The sequence below is a fragment of the Bacillus sp. 165 genome (assembly GCF_017742235.1).
Taxonomy (GTDB): domain Bacteria; phylum Bacillota; class Bacilli; order Bacillales; family Bacillaceae_G; genus JAGHKQ01.
Window position 1 is genome coordinate 40,885 of the sequence record NZ_JAGHKQ010000016.1, and the last position, 19,383, is coordinate 60,267.

Annotated in this window: 15 protein-coding genes and 1 rRNA gene; 8 read left to right on the forward strand and 8 right to left on the reverse strand. The window is 36.9% G+C overall.

The window, feature by feature from the left end:
• Nucleotides 1-5: 5 nt before the first annotated feature.
• Nucleotides 6-692: a response regulator transcription factor gene (locus J7Q84_RS16010; protein ID WP_209095942.1), complete on the forward strand. Its 687-nt coding sequence runs from the start codon at nt 6-8 to the stop codon at nt 690-692.
• The gene (locus J7Q84_RS16015; protein WP_209095943.1) at nt 689-2,113 is read left to right on the forward strand and encodes a HAMP domain-containing sensor histidine kinase; all 1,425 of its coding nucleotides are present in this window, start codon (nt 689-691) and stop codon (nt 2,111-2,113) included. Before J7Q84_RS16010 ends, J7Q84_RS16015 begins: the two co-directional genes overlap by 4 nt.
• Before the next feature lie 27 nt (nt 2,114-2,140).
• Here the strand turns inward: J7Q84_RS16015 and J7Q84_RS16020 are convergent, their stop codons facing one another.
• The 5 genes from J7Q84_RS16020 to qoxA form a co-directional block, all read right to left on the reverse strand.
• Nucleotides 2,141-4,009: a hypothetical protein gene (locus J7Q84_RS16020; RefSeq protein ID WP_209095944.1), complete on the reverse strand. Its 1,869-nt coding sequence runs from the start codon at nt 4,007-4,009 to the stop codon at nt 2,141-2,143.
• A 326-nt stretch (nt 4,010-4,335) separates the two neighbouring features.
• Nucleotides 4,336-4,635, reverse strand: a complete 300-nt coding sequence (gene qoxD / locus J7Q84_RS16025; RefSeq protein ID WP_209095946.1) for a cytochrome aa3 quinol oxidase subunit IV — start codon at nt 4,633-4,635, stop codon at nt 4,336-4,338.
• Complete coding sequence (gene qoxC / locus J7Q84_RS16030; RefSeq protein WP_209095948.1) at nt 4,635-5,240, reverse strand: cytochrome aa3 quinol oxidase subunit III; 606 nt, start codon at nt 5,238-5,240, stop codon at nt 4,635-4,637. The genes qoxD and qoxC overlap by 1 nt, the downstream gene beginning before the upstream one ends.
• Nucleotides 5,241-5,253: 13 nt before the next feature.
• Nucleotides 5,254-7,188, reverse strand: a complete 1,935-nt coding sequence (gene qoxB / locus J7Q84_RS16035) for a cytochrome aa3 quinol oxidase subunit I (RefSeq protein WP_209095950.1) — start codon at nt 7,186-7,188, stop codon at nt 5,254-5,256.
• Nucleotides 7,189-7,205: 17 nt separating this feature from the next.
• On the reverse strand, nt 7,206-8,087 hold the full coding sequence (gene qoxA, locus J7Q84_RS16040) for a cytochrome aa3 quinol oxidase subunit II (protein ID WP_247739324.1): 882 nt from the start codon (nt 8,085-8,087) through the stop codon (nt 7,206-7,208).
• Between the two features lie 518 nt (nt 8,088-8,605).
• Here qoxA and J7Q84_RS16045 point away from each other — a divergent pair.
• On the forward strand, nt 8,606-9,445 hold the full coding sequence (locus tag J7Q84_RS16045) for a PIG-L deacetylase family protein (RefSeq protein ID WP_209095954.1): 840 nt from the start codon (nt 8,606-8,608) through the stop codon (nt 9,443-9,445).
• A 386-nt stretch (nt 9,446-9,831) separates the two neighbouring features.
• Here J7Q84_RS16045 and J7Q84_RS16050 read toward each other — a convergent pair whose 3' ends face one another.
• The 3 genes from J7Q84_RS16050 to J7Q84_RS16060 form a co-directional block, all read right to left on the reverse strand.
• The gene (locus J7Q84_RS16050) at nt 9,832-10,140 is read right to left on the reverse strand and encodes a 4a-hydroxytetrahydrobiopterin dehydratase (protein WP_209095956.1); all 309 of its coding nucleotides are present in this window, start codon (nt 10,138-10,140) and stop codon (nt 9,832-9,834) included.
• Nucleotides 10,141-10,144: 4 nt separating this feature from the next.
• Nucleotides 10,145-11,887, reverse strand: coding sequence for an aromatic amino acid hydroxylase (locus tag J7Q84_RS16055; protein WP_209095958.1), 1,743 nt, complete (start codon nt 11,885-11,887; stop codon nt 10,145-10,147).
• A 399-nt stretch (nt 11,888-12,286) separates the two neighbouring features.
• Nucleotides 12,287-13,204 carry an alpha/beta hydrolase gene (locus tag J7Q84_RS16060; protein ID WP_247739318.1) on the reverse strand — a complete coding sequence of 306 codons (918 nt, stop codon included), beginning with the start codon at nt 13,202-13,204 and terminating at the stop codon, nt 12,287-12,289.
• Between the two features lie 884 nt (nt 13,205-14,088).
• Here J7Q84_RS16060 and J7Q84_RS16065 point away from each other — a divergent pair.
• The 5 genes from J7Q84_RS16065 to J7Q84_RS16085 form a co-directional block, all read left to right on the forward strand.
• On the forward strand, nt 14,089-15,450 hold the full coding sequence (locus J7Q84_RS16065) for a PTS transporter subunit EIIC (protein WP_209095962.1): 1,362 nt from the start codon (nt 14,089-14,091) through the stop codon (nt 15,448-15,450).
• Complete coding sequence (locus J7Q84_RS16070) at nt 15,447-16,463, forward strand: MupG family TIM beta-alpha barrel fold protein (RefSeq protein ID WP_209095964.1); 1,017 nt, start codon at nt 15,447-15,449, stop codon at nt 16,461-16,463. Before J7Q84_RS16065 ends, J7Q84_RS16070 begins: the two co-directional genes overlap by 4 nt.
• A 145-nt stretch (nt 16,464-16,608) precedes the next feature.
• Nucleotides 16,609-17,505, forward strand: a complete 897-nt coding sequence (locus J7Q84_RS16075) for an N-acetylglucosamine kinase (protein ID WP_209095966.1) — start codon at nt 16,609-16,611, stop codon at nt 17,503-17,505.
• 177 nt (nt 17,506-17,682) lie between these two features.
• A complete protein-coding gene (locus tag J7Q84_RS16080) occupies nt 17,683-18,567 on the forward strand; it encodes an EamA family transporter (RefSeq protein WP_209095968.1) in 885 nt (294 codons plus the stop codon).
• Nucleotides 18,568-19,258: 691 nt separating this feature from the next.
• Nucleotides 19,259-19,383, forward strand: a 16S ribosomal RNA gene (locus J7Q84_RS16085); the annotation flags it as partial.

The following is a 19,383-nucleotide window of genomic DNA, read 5'->3' on the forward strand; positions in this document are numbered from 1 at the left end:
GAAGAATGGCAGAAGAAACGATTTTAGTTGTAGATGATGATGAAAAAATCTGTAATCTTGTATCAATTTATCTGCAAAATGATGGTTATAAAGTAATTACAGTGCACTCGGGAAAAGCAGCTGTGCAAGTTGTAAATGAACAGGATATTGCATTAATTGTGTTGGATGTAATGATGCCAGAGAAGGACGGGATTGAAACATGTCTTGCTATTCGTGAACAGCACCATATGCCGATTATTTTCTTATCTGCCAAGGCAGAGGATATGGATAAGATCCATGGCTTATCGACTGGAGCAGATGATTATATTACCAAGCCGTTCAATCCATTAGAATTGTTGGCACGTGTGAAATCTCAGTTGCGGCGTTATAGGAAGTATAATGATGAAGATAAATACTCCTCTTATACCGAAATTGGAAACTTGAAAGTAAATGAAGATACAAGGCAAGTGTTTGTAGGAGATAAGGAAATAAGGCTTACCCCAAAAGAATTTGATATTCTGTCCTTATTGGTGAGAAATAAAGGGAAGGTATTTAGCCTTGAGAAAATTTATGAAATGGTGTGGCAAGAAGAGTTCTACAAATCTGATAATACAATTATGGTTCACATCACAAGAATTAGGGAGAAAATAGAAGAAGATCCGAAGCGGCCTATTTATATTAAAACCGTATGGGGAGTAGGGTACAAAATTTGAAAAGTTTTAAGAAAACAATCGTAACACGATTGAATATGAAGCTTATTGTTATTTTTATTATTTGTTTCTTTTTTTCTGTTACAACTGTTTCTATTGCTTCACGAAATGTTTCTTTCTTCTATAAAGAATACGTTGAAAAACAACAAAACCTATCGTTTACTGTGAATCAGGCGGGGCAGCAAATCGAAGAGTCTCTCATACATTCTCAAAATAAAGAGGCTATTAATCACATTCTCAAACCTTACGCTCAAGATACAACAATTATTTTAGCAGACGGGCAAGGAAATATTCTCTATAAAACGAAGAATGTTACGGAAGATAAAGTCGATATTTCACGTATTTTAAAGCAAGAGCTTGGTATAAAGCAAAAATATGAGGGGATAGATAACAGTCTCATGGCTGTATATCCGATTAGTTTTTCAAAGAATATCCTTTACTTGATTATGAAATCTGCCTATGCAGGCGAATATACAAGTGTTGAAAAAATCCAGGAATATAATAGGAGTATTTTTTTACTTGTTGGATTAGGTGTATTAGTATTTATGGCCTCTTTTTTTCTATTAATGAACCCGACTGTTAGATATATAAAAGAAATTGAATTAGGGATACGTACAATTGCAATGAAAAATTGGGATTATACAATACGTATCAGAGGGAAAGACGAGTTGTCTTCTTTAGCAAAAAATATTAACTATATGGCGAACGAACTACAAGAGAAATTTCAAAAAGAACGTCAAATTGAACAGACGAAAACAGAGTTAATAGCCAATATGTCTCATGATTTACGCACCCCGCTGACGTCCATTATCGGATATTTGAATCTATTGCAAATGAAGCAATATAAAAGTGAAAAGGAGCAAGAAGAATATATTTTTATTGCCTATAATACAGCTCAAAAGCTAAAACATTTAATGAATGAGTTATTTGAGTATACGAAACTGTCACAACCCGATATAACAATGGACATCCAAGAGGTTGAACTGGGAGTATTGCTCCATCAATTTGTAGGGGAGTATGTACCGATATTTGAGAAAAAGGATTTGTATATGAGGATTAACATCCCTGAACACCCTGTTATGGTGATGTTAGATATAGAAAAAATGGTTCGAGTGTTGGATAATTTACTATCTAATGCAGAAAAATATAGCCACAGGCCTTCCGAGCTTATTCTAGAGATGAAGGAAAAAGAGGAAGAGGTTATCATATCCTTATCTAACCAAACAGATTCTATGGATACAGAAGAAGTGGAGAAACTGTTTGAAAGGTTTTACCGCCGAGATCGTTCGCGATCAGAGAACATATCTGGCTCTGGAATTGGACTGGCCGTTGCTAAACGCATCATCGATTTGCACGGAGGAAAAATTTGGGCGGAAAGTCATCATAATGTATTTAGTGTCTATATTACACTCTGTAAACAATAAGAATCACTATTTAGTGATTCTTATTGTTTACTCTATGATATTTAATTGTTTTAGAGTTCCATTTTCGTCTCTCACATATTGAATTTTTACAGATGTATGGGGGAGAAGTACAGGGAAATCCTTATATACGGTATTACCATCTTGCGACACTGTAGTATTTGTAATAACGGGTACACTTTGCGCTGCATTTAAGCATTGGAAAAGACTGTCTGCATCCATGTTTTTATATTGCTCTTCTAGTAGTATCTTACCTGTAGATGACAACCAATCAAGTATATTAGTTTGTACCTCTATTTGTTTCAAATATTGCTCAATTCTTGTAATAAAATCAATGTCCCCTTCGAATAAGGCTGAGGCAAGTTGTACTTCTGCGGATGCCTCTTCTACTGAACGAAAACGATTTTTAGCATGCAGCATATCAAGGATGGCAGTGCTAGTTATCTTATCTGTAAACCAATAATAAGTATCAGGTGCGCCACCTCCAACAGGATGGGAAGGAATCAAGTATGTTCCTGTCTCATCTATTTGAGGGGGAGAAATTGTATCTGCCATAAAACTAAAAGAGTCTTGTTCATTGTGTTTAGGATGTTGGTATAAAAATATATTTTTACCATTGCCGCTTACAATCATTTCTACATCACTTAGAAGGCCCGCGTCTCTGCTGAACGATAGGAAGGAAGCGTAGCCGCCATTTTCAGTAGTATAGTATGTAGTATCGTTAATAGATGAAGGGTGTAGACGGTAAAAGAAACGGACATCTTTAATATTTTGGTTCCAATCATAAGAAAAGTTGCGTTGTCCATACACCTTTGGTAAAGCGAGCTTCACAGTACCGGTTCCATAAATAGTATCGTATTTTTTTTTCATATTAGGAAGAGATAATTGAATATAGGAACGCTGACTATTGTTCCATTGATATGTAGTATAGTTCCTGTCTGATGAATCATAGTAATTGTTAAAGTTGTATGAGATTCCTTTTATTGTTTCTTTTTTTGATATATCCAAATAGTAAAGATGAACTCCGGTTACACTGAAAGCTCCAAACAGAGAAATGATAAAGAGAAATAAGTAAGAAAAGGTGGTGTGAATAATACTTGGGTTTTGTACACTTTCTTCAGAAAGAATTGTAAAATACCGTTGATTGCTGATCTTATCCATGACAACCATAATGGCTGCTGTACCAAGGATAGGATAAATAATGATAATTATGCTGTAACGAAGAGTTTCTAGCGGCAACATAATTACGATAGCGGTCAAAGCGAGTGTTAGAATCATAAACAACACGGCGAATCCAAATAGAAAGCTGAACTGTTTTTTTAACCGTTTTGGTGCATCGGAAAACGCTTCAGTAAAGCTGCTGTCATCTAAGACAATAAGATAAGGCGTGAGAGCATACCTCAAATAGAGCAATAGTAATAAGAAAGAGAATGGTCCAACAATGGACATGATAAGAAGTATTAAAAATAAAAAGAGTATTTGGACAATAGAAACGGTTATCATTCTTATAAAATAGTATTTGCCAGTTGCTATCCATGAATATCGTTCATGCCGAAGAGTTGATTGTATTCCTCCTAAGTAGCTTCCTAAGCAAAAGCTCCGCAAAATAAGAAAAAGGATTGTGAAAGCAATAGAAATGGGGAAATTCACATCAGTGACGTCGAATAAGGTATACGGAATTTTTAAATCTGATAGTTGCGGCATACCAATAGGGATTGCACCGGTGGCTTGCCATAAAGAGGAAGGATTGCCGAAATTAAAAGTGACATTAAAAAATATAGTAAAGCCGTAATAAGCACCAAGACTAACAAGAAATATAGCCAAAATATCAAGAAATATAGGAATCCAAATGAGCATGGGATAACGGCATACAATATAAATAGCGCGGATGAAAGACATACTAGCCCTCCTTTTTATAAAGTATATCATGGAACAAAATATTAAATGAAATATTTACCAAGATTACAAAAAGAAAATAATACTTTATTAAATAATATTTGAAGCAAATGGATTTGAAAGCAGGACTGTCGGTAATTTGGGAGTGTGGGTTATTTTTGCTGGCAGCTATTTTTGTTAGAAGAAATTATTGTTACAAAACAACTTTTAAGGGGACTATTCATGTTTTGTTGTTTTAATAAAGGGGTATTAGAAAGTTAGAAATGGTTAGGTAAGAAAATATTAGGATGCAAAAAAGCGGCCCTTTTATAAGGAACCGCTGCTTTTTACTACATCGCAAATACAATCCAAACAGTTCCTGCCACAATCGTTACGGCGATAAAGAAACTATATGCCATTGTACCTGTTTGAATTTTCGCATTTTCACTTTCTGTCATATGCATAAACATAAACAATTGTAATCCAGCTTGTAAAACAGCTAAGCCGGTAATAATTGCGACAATCGTTAATGCAGGAAGGGATGTGTATAATACTAAAAATAAGGCTGCGAACGTTAGTATTAAAGACATAGCGAAACCGACAACATGACCCCAAGGGAAGCCTTTATGATGATTTGTTTGACTTGACATTACAGCATCACCATCCCTGTCATATAAACTAGCGTATAAATAAAGATCCATACAACATCAAGAAAATGCCAATACAAGCTGATAATGAACACTTTACGTGCTGTTACAGGAGTCAGTCCACGCTGTAACAATTGAATAATAACCATGATTCCCCAAATAATACCACCCGTCACGTGAGCACCGTGTGTTCCAAGTAATGTAAAGAACCCGGAAAGGAAGGCACTGGTTTGCATAGTTGCACCTTCATGGACGTAATGAATAAATTCATCAACTTCCATGTAAAGGAAGCCTAGCCCTAATGCTAACGTAATGATGAACCATGTAAGAAGTCCTTTTAAGTTGTTACGGCGCATATGATAAATTGCAATCCCGCATGTGAAACTACTTGTTAAAAGCAGTAATGTTTCACCCATAACTGGACCAATTTCAAAAATTTCTGAAGGAATAGGGCCGTCAGCTGTTCTTCCGGCTAATACAAGGTAGGAAGCGAAAAGCGTTGCGAACAACGCGATTTCCGCTCCTAAGAAAATCCAGAAGCCAAGTATATTTAAACGTCCTTGTTCCGATTGGTATTCAAGCGGAAGGGACTTATCGAGTGCTGCCATTCGTTTTCACCTCTCATGCCACATGTTCTGATTTTTTTATTTCATCTACGCTGATGTAATACCCATCATCATAATCAAAGGAACGAAGAATCAATCCGAGTACAATACCGATACCGCCAAGAATAGCCATCCACCACCATGAAAATACTAAACCGAAACCAGCTATAAAGAAGGCAATGGAGATTATAAATGGACGTCCTGTATTACTTGGCATGTGAATAGGTTTTAAATCTTCTTCTTTTAGTGTCAAATCTTTATTGTTCTTTTTCATATACCAGAAATGATCAAGAGTTTTTACTTCTGGGATTTTTGCAAAGTTATAGTGCTGAGGTGGAGAAGAAGTCATCCATTCTAATGTTCTTCCATCCCATGGGTCACCTGTCATATCACGTTCACCGTAACGGGCACTCCAATAAATGTTATAGCACTGTACTACGAAGCCAATACCCATCATTACTGCGCCTACAGAAGCTAATTGGTTTAAACCTGTCCAACCAAGATTGTCAGCGTACGTGGACATACGTCTTGTCATACCGTCTAATCCCAAGAAGTACATTGGGAAGAAACAGATATTGAACCCGATACACCATAACCAGAATGATATTTTTCCTAATTTTTCGTTCAGCATATGACCGAACATTTTTGGATACCAGAAGTGTAATCCGGCAAAACATGCAAAAACTGTACCTGCAATTAATACATAGTGGAAGTGAGCAATAAGGAAGTAGCTATTATGATACTGGTAATCGGCTGCTGCCATTGCTAACATTACGCCTGTTACTCCACCAATAACAAAGTTCGGAATAAAAGCAAGAGACCAAAGCATTGCTACTGTGAATTTAATACGACCTTTATATAGAGTAAATAACCAGTTAAAGATTTTTACTCCTGTCGGAATGGCAATTGCCATTGTTGAAATTGAGAAAAATGAGTTAACAGCTGGTCCGGATCCCATTGTAAAGAAATGGTGAACCCAAACAAGGAAACTTAATAGCGCTATTGCAACCATAGAGAATACCATTGCGCTATAACCAAATAGGCGCTTACGGGCAAATGTACTTACTACTTCAGAGAAAATACCGAAAGCAGGTAAGATAACAATATATACTTCAGGGTGACCCCAAATCCAGAACAGGTTTGCCCAAAGCATTGGCATCCCTTCGTTTGCCATTGTAAAGAACGCTGTACCGAATAAACGGTCAAAGGACATTAATGCTAATGCTACTGTTAATACAGGGAATGCAAAGATGATAATGATACAAGTAATTAAAATAGACCATGTGAACATAGGGATTTTCATTAGTGACATACCCGGTGCTCTCATTTTTAAAATGGTAACTAAGAAGTTAATACCGGTCATTAAGGTACCGAGACCAGCGATTTGCAGCGCAACTGCATAATAATTGTTTCCTACACCAGGGCTGAATTCTGTACCTGCAAGAGGAAAGTACATCGTCCAACCTGCGTCTGGAGAGCCGCCGATCACGAACGCTAAATTAAATAGCATCGCGCCCATAAAGAACAACCAGAAGCTTAAGGCGTTCAAATAAGGATAGGCAACGTCACGAGCCCCAATTTGAAGCGGAACGACGATATTCATAAGCCCCATAATAAACGGCATCGCCATGAAAAGAATCATAACTGTACCATGTGTTGTAAAAACACCGTTAAAGTGTTCTGATGTTAAATAAGGTGAATTTGGAAAAGTTAATTGCGCACGAATCATCAATCCGTCCACTCCACCGCGGAATAACATTAATACGGCAGCGAGAATATACATAACACCAATTTTTTTATGATCTACAGTTGTTAACCATTCAGTCCAAAGCCATTTCCATTTTTTATATTTCGTTAAAAAGAATACAATGGCCAAGGAGGCAAGAACGATGGAGGCATCGGCCCCATATATAATCGGATCGCCCGTGACAAAAAATTCATCAAGCTTCACTGTTTTCACTCCAATCGTTATTTATCTTTGTTTAAACGGTTTTTAAAATAGTTATAGTCACAATACTCAATGTTGTGTTGATCTACCCACAATAAGTGGTTGCTAGAATAAGTTTGTCGACCTACTACCGTTGGTTCGATAAGATCTAAAAATTTCTTTTCTGTTAATCTTGGAGCAGTATCTTGTACTTCTTTTACCCAGTTTTTATAATCTTCTGGTGATTGAGAGGTAACGGTGAATTCCATGTCAGTAAAGTGTTCACCAGAAAAGTTTGCACTTCGTCCAAGATAATCTCCCTCATAATCGGCTTGAAGAATTAGATCCATAACCATGCCGTTCATTGTATACTTTTGCCCCCCAAGCTCTGGTACCCAGAACGAGTTCATTGGTCCAAGTGAGGTAAGCTTAAAGTTAACTGGTACACCTTTAGGAATATTTACGTAGTTAACGGTTTCAATATCTTCCTCTGGATAGCTAAAAATCCATTTCCAGTTTGCAGATGTAACATAAATAGTTACAGGCTCCACATGAGCCGTTTCTTTTGGCGCTTTTTCCAATGCATACGTTGTTTTTACAGTTGGAATTGCTAAAGCGATAACAATTAATACTGGAAACGCAGTCCATAAAATTTCTAAAAGTGTATTACCTTCCTGTTCAGGTGGCTCGTAGTCCATATTATCAGGTCTTTCGCGATAACGAATAACAATAATTGTAAATAAAATAAATACTACTGCAATAACCGTTAACATGAGTGCAAAAGACCAAACTATTAGGTTATATTGACTTTTCGCTACCGGACCTTGTGGGTTTAATACTGCGATTTTCTCGCTGCAGCCACTAAGGAACAAAACGAAAGAAGCCGGAAGAAGCAAAAAAAGCTTGTACAATTTCCCTTTCAGTTCCACTGAGCAGTCTCCTCTCTTTATTTTCACTAATAATCATTATGAGTATGATTTTACTAGAACGCTATGCTAACAAAATAATTAAAATCTATTCTTCTATTGTTTTCAATACAAGTCACCGAATTGTTGAAAATTCGACACAAAAAAGACATAAAATAATAAGGTTGATAGGACAAGTTATACAGCGTTATATGGGGACTATAATGACATGTTGATTTTATGTAATTAAGGTAGATGAAACGAAAAATAAAATTATATTAAAATAATAAAAAAACCGAGAGTTTCTTTGAGGGATTTACAGAATAAATGAATAGGATACAAAAAACAAAGGAAAATTCCTGTGTTTTTTCACTAATTCAATTCAGTTATGGCGATTTATATTATGTGTTCCTTTTTAGTTTTTGTACTTCACGTATATTATGAAGGTTTTTTATCTGAATAGACGAAATAGATTGCGTAATCTAATGGTAGTAGAATAATATATTGGATAAGAAAATAGTGTGGGAGGGAAGAAGATGAAGAAGGTTATTTTTATTTTTATTGCTATTATTATGTTTATTCTTATAGGTAGTGTTTTCGCAGCAAATCATTATGTCAATGATGAGAGTGTACAAGGCAGTGATACACTATTTAGAGATAGTAAGCCGAAAAGGGCGATGTTTATTTTTGCTCACCCTGATGACGAAATTACATCTGCAGGGACAATTAGTAAAATGAGTAAAGAGCCTGGTGCTGAAATTACACTTGTATATATGACTAAAGGAGAAGCAGGGCCGACAGCTGGATTAGTGCCTCAAGCGCAGCTAGGAGAAGTAAGGGCTCAAGAAGCGAAGCAGGCAGGAAAAACATTGGGAGCTGATAGAGTAGAGATACTCTCATATCCAGATGGAGGATTGCCTGCTATCGATGATCAAGAGGCAAAAGAAAGCATTCGGCAGTTAATAAAAAAATACAATCCTAGTGTTATTATCACTTTTGATGAACGAGTAGGATTTTATGGGCATCTTGATCATGCAACAACAGGCCGATGGGTAAAAGAGGCTACAGCTGAAGATAAAGGTAAAACTTCTGTAACAGCTGTGTATCAAGCAACATTACCACAGCCAATGATTGATTTAGCTCTACAGCTTTCTCAAACCTTTAAAGAAAAGTACCCAATTGAGCCAGACGAGGGGCTGCCTGCTGCAACAGTGGCGATTTCAATGTCATCGGAGTATAAAGAGAAACGAGAGTTGTTAGATGTTCATAAAACGCAAGTAGATGTAATAGGTGATGTGCAGCCGTATTACAATAAGCTCCCGAGTTGGGTATACTATCATATTTTCAGCAAGGAGTACTATACGAGGATTTTATAAATGAAAAGCTCACCTTCGGGTGAGCTTTCATTTTCAGGCTGTGGGGAAATTTCCGACAGCTTAATTTTTGTACTACATATAGGTTATTCTAAAAAATTCCATATTTTGTATGTCGGAGTGGTTTTTTCTATCGGAAATTTAGTTTCTCCACGAGCTTTTCATTTTAAGATTGTACGGAGGAGAAGTGAAGAAAGTCGTTAATGCTCGTTTTGTTTTATAATTCTAATTTTGTTTCGGGAGTTTATCACGTTGAACTTTTTCAATTAAGAAGTTTCTCTATTTTCATGTTTCGTACTTTTATAAAAGTAGATAATTAAGTCTTTTGAGATAGTTATTGAAGATGTAACAAAAAACCTCTTCCTAAAATATGGGAAGAGGTCTATTTACTAAGAGAGTGAACCGATTGTTGTTTCCTCATAAATTTGATCAAATTTCTTAGCCAAATCTATGTCAAGCTGAGTTAAACCTTTGGCGTTCCAAGAGGTCAGAGAGACAAAGATAGATTTATATTGAATATTGATAAACGGATGATGATTTGTTTCTTCTGATAGATGAGCAATTTTTGATACGAATGTAATACCTTGCAAATAATCTTTAAATAGATAGCGGCGTTCGATCCATTTTTCTTCTTTGATTGACCATTTTGGCAAATTAGTAAGGTGCATTTGTACTTCTTGATCTGATAATACGCTCATTTTTTTACAACTCCTGTGCAAGCGGCAACAGTTGCAAGCCGTTTTGAATTAAATTTCGTACTTTTTCATGTTTAGCTAGTTCAAGCAATTCTTCTTGAAGCTTATGTGTTTCTGTAGTTTCGACATTATACATATGGAATAGCTCCAATATTTCTAGGCGCAACAGCCACTCAGTTTTGTGCGATACACGAAGAGTGTCTAAAATAGAAGCGACAAGTGTTGCGCTATTTTCGTTCCATTCCTTTTGTTCACGAAGAGCACGAACGTGTAGATAAAGTTGTTCTAGTTGAGATAAAGTTCGTTGTGAAGAGGTTTTGTTTTCTAACATTTCTACAGGTTGGAAATAGGATTGCGGGTCAGCAGCACCAGCAAATACAGAAATAATAGATGAACCCACTGTCATATCATACGTACCCCAGCTGCTTTCAAATAAAACAATATCTTGTAGGCTGACATTACAGTCTGTAAAAGATATTAACGCAACTTTGTTTTCGTGTTTTACGATATGTTTTACAATACCGTTCACTTTTACACCACTTTTGAACGGCAGACAAACTTGTTTTCCTACAACAATACCGAGTGCTTCTAGTAGCTCATCGCTGCATTCCTCTAAAGAGATATCTCCTTGTAATAACCCAACTGGAGTTCCAAATCCATCTGCATGAACAGCTTTAGAATGGCCTACTAGTTCTTTCCCATTAATAGAAAGAGCTGTTGGTCCAGCTGTCTTTATATAAATAGCTTCACCATTCTCATCATTTAACAGCTCATGAATGATCCCAGTTACTTGAATGCCTGAGTTAAATACTGCTGTAGCGGTATTTTGAGAGCGCACGGCTTTATTCAAACCTGCTGTCCCGCCTGTGCGTACAGCGAGTGTGTCTGCAAATTTTTCAATAGATTCAATCAGTTCATCAAAAGATTGACATACAAAGAGCTGCGGCTGCATTGTAGTTACATCATAAGGAGTATTAATACAAGCTTCAATGGAGAATGGGATTTTTTTGACTGAATCTGTTAGGCATTGTTTACTTTCGCCCACAGAGGAAAGTAAACCTGCTCCATAAATTTTGGGATTATTGACATCCCCTATTAAGCCATATTCTACGGTCCACCAGAATAATCTTGAGATTTGTTCAGCTTCTGAAATATCAGTTATAGCAGTTTGCTTTTCTTCTACTAATCTTTTGGCTTCTGCAATTTCTTCTTCAGTAGAATTGCGGTCTTCCATTACAATTGTTAAATGGCGAACTGCTTCGAAAGCTTCGTGTTCTTCTTTAGTTGCAAATGCTTTTGCACCGATTTTTCCAAAGAGCTTTACATACTCAGCATACTTTGCGTCAAATAAAATCGGAGCATGACCTGCAGCTTCATGTATAATATCAGGAGCCGGAGTATATTCAATATGTTCCACGCGGCGAATATCTGTCGCTATCGGTAAAATACCGTGACCTTGAAAATCGAAAAATGCAACCCCCGGAATCAAACCGTCAATTGTAGCTGCGCCCCAGCCGCTCCTTGCTAAACAAGCGTTCATTTCTTCTACTCGCGGAATAGCTTCAATGTTAATACCAGATGAAAGTAATCCTTCAACATAGGCAGGATGAGCAACGTCTTTTAGAAAATGGTGGTTTTGTCGCATTACGTATCGCCATACTGCATGATCGATAGGTGAGTATTGGTCGTAATGCTGCTCACACACATATTGCTGCAAATGAGCTGGAACTGATTTTTCAGATTGCTTCATGTATAAATCCCCCTTAATAAGTACAATATGTAAACGCATACAACTTATATAAATTCTGATTATTTTGTATATTACCTTCTTAAGTACAAATAAAAAAAACGACAAAAAATGCACAAGATGAAAAGTAGTTATTTTTTGGAGAGTGAATAGGGTTATAGTGTGATAGTAGATAAGATGAAGCAAACAATGAAGATAACAAGTAAGAAAAAATCAGCATTTATGCTTCCTTTTTTCATACAGTTCAGAAGTACTTGCTATCTTCACAGTATTGAGTTACGTAAAGCATGGAGAAGCTAAATTTAGTAATGAGACAAGAGACGAAAAGCAGCGAATGAAATAGTAATGTTCAAATTGTAATAGATGGACGGGTATCTTCGTGAGCTAAGGATAATTTTTGATTTATCTAAGCTGAGCTTTAATCCAGTTTATTATGTCTGTATATACCTCTTCTTGATTTATTTCATTCAACATCTCATGACGGCCACCTTCATAAAGCTTAAATGTGATGTTTGTAACTCCAGCCCTCTGAAAGGTGTTACATACTTGTTGCACACCTTTTGTATTATTCCCTACCGGGTCCTGAGAACCTGAGAAAATATAGATAGGGAGAGCCGAGGGGACTAATTGAATATTTTTCTTCTTATTAATAATTTTCAATCCAGTTAACAAATCATGAAAAAAACCAGCTGTAAATATACCTCCGCATAAAGAATCTTCTATATACTTATCTACTTCTGCGTCGTTGCGTGTCAACCATTCGAATTGTGTACGGGCAGGCTGGAATTGCTTATTAAAGTTTCCAAATGTAAGCTTATCCAGCAGAGGGCTGGGAGATGTGCGTCCGTTGCGCTTACATTCCCATTTTGCTATTGTACGTCCAATCTTTCCTAAAATCCCAGGATTCCCACCTGTTCCCGACAATAATACGCCTCTAATTTCGTTACCGTATAGTTGGATATATCGTCTTGCCAAGAAAGAACCCATGCTGTGACCGAACAGGAAGATCGAAACATTTCCTTGTTCCTCACGTATTAAATTTGTTAATTCGTACATATCATTGACGACTTTTTCAAAGCCGTTCTCCTCACTGAAATACCTGGGGGTACCTGATGTTTGCCCATGGCCACGATGGTCATTTCCATATACATAAATATCATGCTTCAGAAGTTCATTAGCAAAGGCATTGTAACGCTCGATATGTTCGGCCATGCCGTGAGCAATTTGAACAATTGCTTTAGGTGATTTGCCTTCAATCCATTTTTTTGTATGGATTTTATGACCATCTGTAGTATGAAAATAGAATGTTGAAGCAGGCAAGATAATCCCTCTTTTCTTGATGAAATAAATACTCATTCTTTTTTCAATATACATGTTTTTGAGAATGTTATCATTACCCTCTACTATTAGTGGTTCGAAATTGTTGTTTTTTAATGTAAGAGAGAAAGAAGGGAAGAAAGTTTCATGTAGAAGGTCCTTAGTACAGGAAAGACATTACACTGTTAATTATTGTAAAAGAAGGCCGGATTTGAGAATAGTGTACCAGCAAGAATAACGTTGAAGCGTTTCTTGGTTGCTGTACTACATATTTTCTTAATCATAATGTACTACTGGATGCTTGTCTGTATGTGATTTTTGTATACTCCTATGTGGATTTATAATAACTCAAAAGTTTTGATTGTAATGAAAGTACTGCCTTTTGAATTATTTTGAGAGAAGAGTTGGGATTTTTGCTTTACGCTATAAAAAGACAATGAACGAAGAAAGATAAAATAAAGGTTATTTACTATCTTTAAAATTAAATTTCATAAATAAGTATTTTTATATTGAAATTTTAATTCATGAATTCTATAATTAACATGTAATACTTGGTTTGCTTTTTTATAGAACTAGTCAAAAGGTATGGTTGGAGTACTTTGTTCTTAAAGAAAAGCAAGTAAGTGATAAACTTTTTAGCCGACCTGTTGGACGGGCTTTATTTGAAGATTTATTAAAGCGTTTTCATTGAGGTATTAACTTTATCTTGTATTAATGTGGCTTGTGTACTTTGTTGTAATATTGCAAGGGGAGCAAAGAGGTTCGTTCAAGCCTAATTGATAGGAGTTCTATTAAGTGAGGAAAGAGCCACTAATAGAAGCTTCATTTTATATCTCATTTGGAAATGTTGCACATGAACTTTTAACATAAAAGAAGGGGGATTCAGAATGTCTGGAGAAAATCAAGCTTTAGCCAAACAGATATTAAAATACCTTGGCGGAGCAGAAAATGTTGTATCTTATACGCACTGTATGACACGTCTTCGTGTAACACCAAAAGATGGAATGCTTGTGAACAAACAGGAGATTAAGAAGCTCGAAGGTGTTTTGGGACTTGTTGAAGAAGAAACCTTACAAATTATTTTAGGACCAGGTAAGGTAAATAAGGTAACAGAGGAATTTGGTATTCTTATAAAAAATGCTGGCGGTATTAATTTAGAAGAACGTGCTGCACAGAAAAAATCCGAATTAAAGCAAAAAAATGCAACTCCATTTAAGTTGTTGTTACGTCGCATTGCAAGCATTTTTATCCCGCTAATTCCCGCGCTCGTCGCATCAGGATTGATTACAGGGGTTACAAAAGCGGTTGTGCAGGCTGGATGGTTGCCGGCAGATTCTCAAATTGCTTCGATCTTAACAGTTATTGGAAGTGGATTGTTTGCTTACCTTGGAATTTTAGTTGGGATAAATGCTGCGAAGGAATTCGGTGGCTCTCCTGCATTAGGTGGATTAGCTGGTATTTTAATTATTAACCCAGCTGTTGCGGGAATAAAGCTATTTGGTGAAGAGTTATTACCAGGTCGTGGCGGATTGATTGGAGTTTTGTTTGCGGCAATTTTTATGGCAATTGTTGAAAAGCGCATTCGTCGTGTTGTTCCTCAATCACTTGATATTATTATCACGCCAACTATAACTTTATTGATTACAGGTATTGTTACTTATCTTGTGTTTATGCCAATTGGTGGATTTATTTCTGATGGGATTACAAAAGGATTGCTTTCCGTTTTAGATATGGGAGGTATTTTTGCAGGCTTTGTGTTAGGGGCAACCTTCCTTCCTCTTGTTGTAACTGGATTGCATCAAGGTCTAACACCAGTTCACTTGGAACTAATTAATTCTATTGGCGATGACCCGCTTCTTCCAATTTTAGCAATGGGTGGTGCAGGGCAGGTTGGTGCAGCATTTGCTATATATGTAAAAACGAAAAAGCCACGTTTAAAACGAGCAATTGGCGGTGCGCTTCCTTCGGGAATGCTTGGTATTGGCGAACCGTTAATTTTTGGGGTTACGCTTCCGCTTGGACGTCCGTTTTTGACAGCATGTCTTGGTGCAGGAGTTGGCGGTGCATTTCAGGCTTTCTTTAAAATTGCAACAGTTGCGGTTGGTGTATCTGGATTACCATTGACTTTCCTTGTACATGCTCATCAGATTCTTTTATATTTGCTGGGTCTGCTAATTGCTTATGCAGCAGGATTTATCTTTACGTATTTATTTGGTTTTAAAGATGAGATGGCGAGTGAGTTTGAATGATTGGGATTTCCTTTTATCTAAATGATCCTCTAGCTGAGCGTCGAATTATAGAAGCAAGCAAAAAGGGGGTGAAGCGGGCATTCACCTCGCTTCACATTCCTGAAGAGGCGGGAGACTTAGCGAAACGTGCAAAACAACTGATGGAAATAGCAAAGAACCATGGAATTGAAGTGTATGCAGATGTTTCTTTGAAAACGCCTCGGCATTTGGGTATTGAAAGGTTAGATGATTTAAAGGTACTTGGGGTTGCTGGTATTCGATTAGATGATTTTTTTGACTATGAAACAATTATCAGGCTATCAAAGCAATTTCATATTGCTCTCAACGCAAGTATTATTTTGGAGAATGATTTGGAGGCTTTGCTTGCAAAAGGTATCGATTGTAATCGTTTGATTGCTTGGCATAATTTTTATCCACGCCGTGAAACGGGACTTAGTAATGCTTTTTTTCTTAGACAATCGGAATTATTTAAACGATTTAATATCCCAGTATCTGCGTATATTCCAGGACGTGGAGAGAAACGAGGTCCTGTTTTTGATGGTCTTCCTACGCTGGAATGTCATCGTGATATTGATCCGTTTATAGCAGCTGTTGAGTTGTTTTATTATGATATTACGGATGTTTATATCGGGGACCCCGATCCAGGAGAAACACTTTTGGAACAACTGGTTAAATACGATCGGGATAGGATTCTTCCAATTCGCATACAATCATCTATATTACAAAAAAATGAATATCGTCTTCGCCCTGATTTTGCAAGGGATGTGCTTCGTTTGATGGATACAAGACGTGTCGGAACAGTTCAGCCAGAAAATACAGTCGAACGTCCGTGTGGAAGTATTACGATGGACAATGATTTGTATGGGCGTTATCGTGGTGAAATTCAAATTACTTTATGTGATCTTCCTGCGGATGAACGAGTCAATGTAATCGGAGAAGTGCTTTCGCAAGATCTATCACTCCTTCCTTTGATTCAACCTGGTCAAAGTTTGGAGTTAAAGCAGGGAAGATGATAATTACCGAAGAAATTAAATAAATATAGTACAGAAAGTGATGAGGTTTATAACGAAATCCACATTCAACTAAATATAGATTAGTGCAGGGAGTTGTATAGAAACAGCTTCCTTTTTTTATTTTAGAGAGCGGAGGAATGATGGGATGAAGTATGTTATTGGTGTAGATGGGGGCGGTACAAAAACCGAAGCAGTTGCTTATAATTTGGAAGGGGAAGAAATAAGCAGAGGTTATGGCGGTTATGCAAATGTGGTAATCAATGTGAGAGAAGCGATTGATAATATCATAAGTGCTATTAAACAATGCCAAGCATCAGTTACAGGTGAGTGTGTTTATATTTATTTAGGAATCGCTGGGATTGAAAGTAGCACTCATGTTAGTACTTTAGGAAAAACTATTATGGAGCATTTTCGAACTAAGTTTTCTGTTGTGAATGATGCTCGCATTGCTCATGCGGCATCCTTGAAAGGAGAAAGCGGCATTCTTGTTATTTCCGGCACAGGTTCTATTTGTTTAGGTGTAAAGGATGGTCAAATAAAGACAACAGGCGGATGGGGGCATCTACTAGGAGATGAAGGGAGCGGTTATTGGATCGTTATCCAAGCATTTAAGCAAATAATAAAAGAGGTAGACGCAGGTATTCCTCTAAGTCAATTGAGCATTGCGCTCTTAGAAAGGCTAAATGTAAAAGAAGCGCATTATCTAAAAACCTTCGTATACTCCGCTTCAAAAGGGGAAATTGCAGCGTATGTTCCAACAATAGTGGAGCATGCGAGCCTAGGAAGTCATGTTGCCGCACAGATTTTAGAGAAAGCCGGAGAACAATTAGGAGAAATAGCTGTGCGTCTATATTATAAGATGCAATTTCAAGCCGGGATCAAAATAGCGTTACAGGGGAGTGTTTTAATCCATGTAACAGAAGTACGTGAGGCATTCATCAATTATGTTAAAAGCCATATTCAAGATGCTGAGTTTTTTACTGAAGATGTGTCTGCTGCCAAAGGAGCTTATTATTTAGCTTTACAAGAGCTAGAAAAATGAAGGTTTGACTTTATGTATTTCACTTTGTAAACTAATGGAGGATTCATAAACTATAAACTCAATTTTTGTTAAATTGAGAGGCGGAATTTTAGAAAGGATTTCTTCCTTTTTTTCGTTCGCCCCCTATCTGTAATGGATAGGGGGCGTTTTGTTTATGCGGGAAAGGAGAATGATAGGGTGAAACAACTTCGCTACTTATTACTTGTGTTACTTGGAGCGTGCAGCTATGGGGGATTATCTACGATTATCAAAATCGGATTTGTGGAAGGGTTTACTATACAAGAGCTTCTCGGAGGGCAGTTTTTATTTGGGTGGGGCATGTTGCTTCTCATTACGCTTCGGTTTTCCAAATGTAAAGTTTCTGTAAAGAAATGGGTGCTACTTATGGTTGTAGGATGCTGCATAAGCTCTACTTCTATTTTATATGGAAAAGCAGTAGAGGAACTTCCGGCTTCAATTGCAGTAATTCTGCTTTTTCAATTTACATGGGTGGGCATTCTTATTGAAGCAGTTGCAGAAAAACAACTTCCTAGCAAAAATAAACTGCTTTCCATCGGAGTTCTTTTTGTAGGCACTTTGCTTGCGGGAGGACTACTGAATGGGGGAGAGAGGGTAATAACAACTGCAGGTATTATATACGGTTTACTGGCAGCTCTTTCATTTGCAGCATATATTTTTATTAGTGGAAAGATTGCTATCGATGTGCCTCCAATCAATAGAAGTTTCTTTATGGTTACAGGGGCTATGATATTGTTATATTGTATTTTTTCTCCGTCTTTTCTTTATAATGGCGCACTTATACATGGATTGTGGAAGTACGGATTATTGCTCGGTGTATTAGGAATTGTTGTACCTGTTCTTTGTTTTTCTATGGGCGTTCCAAAAGTAGGATCTGGTTTAGGAACAATACTAGGAGCAGCCGAATTGCCGGCAGCAGTTATTTTTTCGGTAGTTTTCTTAAACGAGGAAGTTGCAGTATGGCAATGGGTGGGAATTATCCTCATATTGATAGGGATTGTAATTCCTCAATTATCTTTTAAGAAAATCTTATCAACCGTCTAGTTTGAACGACAGCTCCCTCTGACTAAAGACATAGAGGGAGCTGTTGTTAGTTAGGCTTAATAAGCATTTTGTGCTACTTTCAGTAAAATATTCCGATGGTTGATGCATAATTAATGGGATGAAAAGTGATAACGTAAGACATATGTTAATTGGAATGGAACTCATAATTTAGATTTTTTATGATTCTAGCTTTGTTGTTTATATGTATACCGTTTTATATATCTGTTTCGCTATCGATTGTTTTACATAGACTTAAAAAGTTTTTTGCATCTGTTTCTTTAGTGGTTCGAATCATGTCGTTCACCTCTGGTTATATATTACTTTTAGTATGAGCTTTTTTGAGAGAACTTGTAAGTGTACTTAAAAGAAACAGGGGATTACATATGGAATGGGATTGCGATAGATAAGGTAATATTGAAATTGCTATAAAATAAGCATAATACATTATACTTTTGAGAGTGAATCTAGCTAGAAAAATAATTTGTATAAAAACTATTGCATTCCCTTCGTTAAGCTGGTATATTTATATTCGTTGTCACGAACGAGAACGAAAAAGAAATACAAAAGATTGTTGACAGCGTTTTAAAGAAATGATAAGATATTGAAGTCGCCTTGAGCGGCACCTTAGTTCTTTGAAAACTGAACAAAACAAGAAACAAACGTCAAGTTTTAAATGAGCAAGTCAAACGCTTTTATGGAGAGTTTGATCCTGGCTCAGGACGAACGCTGGCGGCGTGCCTAATACATGCAAGTCGAGCGAACTTCTTCGGAAGTTAGCGGCGGACGGGTGAGTAACACGTGGGTAACCTGCCTGTA